Origin of the sequence: Nostoc sp. (assembly GCF_036919495.1) — a bacterium.
GTDB lineage: Bacteria > Cyanobacteriota > Cyanobacteriia > Cyanobacteriales > Nostocaceae > Nostoc.
Window position 1 is genome coordinate 1 of the sequence record NZ_JBALBZ010000169.1, and the last position, 2,382, is coordinate 2,382.

Consider the following 2,382-nt stretch of genomic DNA (forward strand, 5'->3'; position numbering starts at 1 on the left):
ACTGAATTGCGAGAGATGGGATTGCACTGGCTATCGCTCTCGTTTGAAGTCATATCAATGATTAAACATGGTTTGCGAGGAGCCGAGAGGATTTCTGAACTTGTGCAAGCGATGAAGTCATACTCTTACCTCGACCAAGGCGTTCAGCAAGAAGTGAATGTGCATCAAGGTTTAGAAGATACATTGCGATTGTTTGCTTATCAACTCAAATGCGGTATTCAAGTACAACGCAATTACGATCAACATCTTCCCAAAATCCTTGCTTATGGCAGCGAACTCAATCAGGTGTGGACAAACTTAATTGACAACGCCATTTATGCAATGGATGGTAAGGGACTGATGGAAATTACAACACAGCATTGCGATCGCTTTGCCCATATTGACATCATCGATTCTGGTAGTGGAATTCCACCTGAAATTAAAACCCGCATTTTTGAACCTTTCTTCACCACTAAATCAGTAGGGCGTGGTTCAGGACTCGGTTTGGAAACCGTTCGCCGGATTGTAGAAAATCGCCATCACGGTACGCTCTCATTTGAGTCACAGCCAGGTAGAACTTGTTTCACCGTCCGCTTACCTTCTGTCTAAACCCTGCTTTCTCCATTTGTGCAAAGTGATAAATTCTTATTTTGAACTCTATCCTCTGAATTTAATAGCGTGAAATTCATCATCAAAAGAAGCACTCCCAAGAAAGCTAGAAAAAGTAACTAGCATCCAACCAAAACAAATATGCTTTTGGGTTTGCCAATCATATCTGCCTTCTATGGTCGGGATTGTGTTAGCTTCAACGATTTCTAATCCCCAGTAGCCTAATGCACTGATGCCAAACAACATAGCGCTGACGATAGACAAATTAGCGATGATTTTGAGAATGCAACTGCTTAAAGTGGGTGGTGTCTGAAAGGATTGTCTGTGACGATGATGGATAGCGAGTTCACAAGGAGCTACAACCAAAACTTGTCTTGGTTTTTGTTGAGTGAGGTGGGAGACAATTTGTTTATTATCAGTCATGGGTCGAACCTTAGCCATTTGGTTGTAGCTAGATTAGCTTCAGTAATTATATTGTAAACTTTAGTTATTAATATGTGGTTAAATTTACACAAAATTCCCATATTTAGAAAATATATTGTAGTGGTTAAGCGATCGCAGACAAAAATCTGGGGCATTTTCCACAAGAGACTACAATCTTAACTGTACAATTATTAGCTTCAACAACTACTAAATTACTGTTCAGCCTTATATATGTAATATGGTTATCAAACACCCTGTTTTTCTTGCACTGTTACCACTCTCGATTATCTGTGTTAGTACTCTTTCCGGCTCTACACTCCATTCACCAATACCAACAGCACTTGCACTGACCAAGGACAACCAAAAGTCCCCATCAATTATTTTCTTTCTCCCGAAGGAACGCCCTCAGCCTGGAGTCGGCTGGGAAATTACCACCACTTCCACCAAGGCAGAGATAGCCCTGGCAAAGCATTTGGTGAAGATAGGTGCAAAAGAATACGTTGCTTGGTGGTGTCCTCATTGCCACGAACAGAAGTTACTTTTTGGTAAAGAAGCCTACCAGATTATCAACAACAACATTCAAGTTGAGTGCGACAAGAGAGGCATCAATCCTCATCCCGATTTATGTAAAGCTGCGAAGGTTCCTGGCTTTCCTACTTGGGTCATCAATGGACATCTTTATAGTGGCGTGCAAAACCTTAAGGATCTTGCGAAAGCTTCTGACTATAAAGGAGATATGAACTTTCGTTACATCCAAAGCCAATAAAGAGTGTGTATTTACTTTTTTAAATTTTTTGTAAAAAGTCCAAGATCAACGAACAGCTTTCAAAGTATCGTAAAGTAGTTTGTAGCGCTTAAAACCTGCTTCATACAAAAGATTTGGCTGCGGCTGTACTACATTACTATCTTGCGGTAAAATCTTGAGTGCAGTTTCTAAATTGGGGTAAACACCAATCCCCACCATTGCCAAAATAGCTGCTCCGTAAGCAGCTCCTTCTTCGGCTTTGGGAGCAATAAGTTTGGTTTGCAAAATATCTGCTAAAATTTGTAACCAGATGTGAGAACGTGCGCCTCCACCCGTTGCTAAGAGTTGATCGAGGGGAGCGATCGCACTAATTACCTCCAATGCTGACCGCAAGCTAAATGCAACTCCCTCCAGCACAGCACGAGTTATATCTGCCTGGGTATGAGCTAAGGACAAATTCACCAAAGCACCACGAGTATCTGGATCGAGGTGGGGACTGCGTTCTCCTGCGAGGTGGGGTAGAAATAGCACAGACACTGTTGGCGAAATATTTCTTCACATTAAAAAGCGATAAAAATTAATCAATTTGGAGAAATCGTAAGTGACTTCTTGCAGCAGTTTTGGCA

General features: G+C 41.5%; 4 protein-coding genes. 2 read left to right on the forward strand and 2 right to left on the reverse strand.

Features of this window, described 5'->3' with window-relative positions; all coding sequences use genetic code 11:
* A partial coding sequence (locus tag V7K25_RS23755; protein ID WP_335161173.1) for a sensor histidine kinase occupies positions 1 to 588 on the forward strand: 588 nt, incomplete at its 5' end.
* A 48-nt stretch (positions 589 to 636) separates the two neighbouring features.
* Here V7K25_RS23755 and V7K25_RS23760 read toward each other — a convergent pair.
* On the reverse strand, positions 637 to 1,011 hold the full coding sequence (locus V7K25_RS23760) for a hypothetical protein (protein ID WP_335161175.1): 375 nt from the start codon (positions 1,009 to 1,011) through the stop codon (positions 637 to 639).
* A 238-nt stretch (positions 1,012 to 1,249) separates the two neighbouring features.
* Here V7K25_RS23760 and V7K25_RS23765 point away from each other — a divergent pair, with 238 nt between their 5' ends.
* A complete protein-coding gene (locus V7K25_RS23765; RefSeq protein ID WP_442948112.1) occupies positions 1,250 to 1,777 on the forward strand; it encodes a hypothetical protein in 528 nt (175 codons plus the stop codon).
* 45 nt (positions 1,778 to 1,822) lie between these two features.
* Here V7K25_RS23765 and V7K25_RS23770 read toward each other — a convergent pair whose 3' ends face one another.
* The gene (locus V7K25_RS23770; protein WP_335161177.1) at positions 1,823 to 2,293 is read right to left on the reverse strand and encodes an FGGY-family carbohydrate kinase; all 471 of its coding nucleotides are present in this window, start codon (positions 2,291 to 2,293) and stop codon (positions 1,823 to 1,825) included.
* Positions 2,294 to 2,382: the final 89 nt, after the last annotated feature.

Bases quoted from the DNA above. Each gene is read 5' to 3' on its own strand.
- V7K25_RS23765 (WP_442948112.1), top strand. From the start codon at position 1,250: ATGGTTATCAAACACCCTGTTTTTCTTGCACTGTTACCACTCTCGATT.
- V7K25_RS23760 (WP_335161175.1), bottom strand. From the start codon at position 1,011: ATGACTGATAATAAACAAATTGTCTCCCACCTCACTCAACAAAAACCA.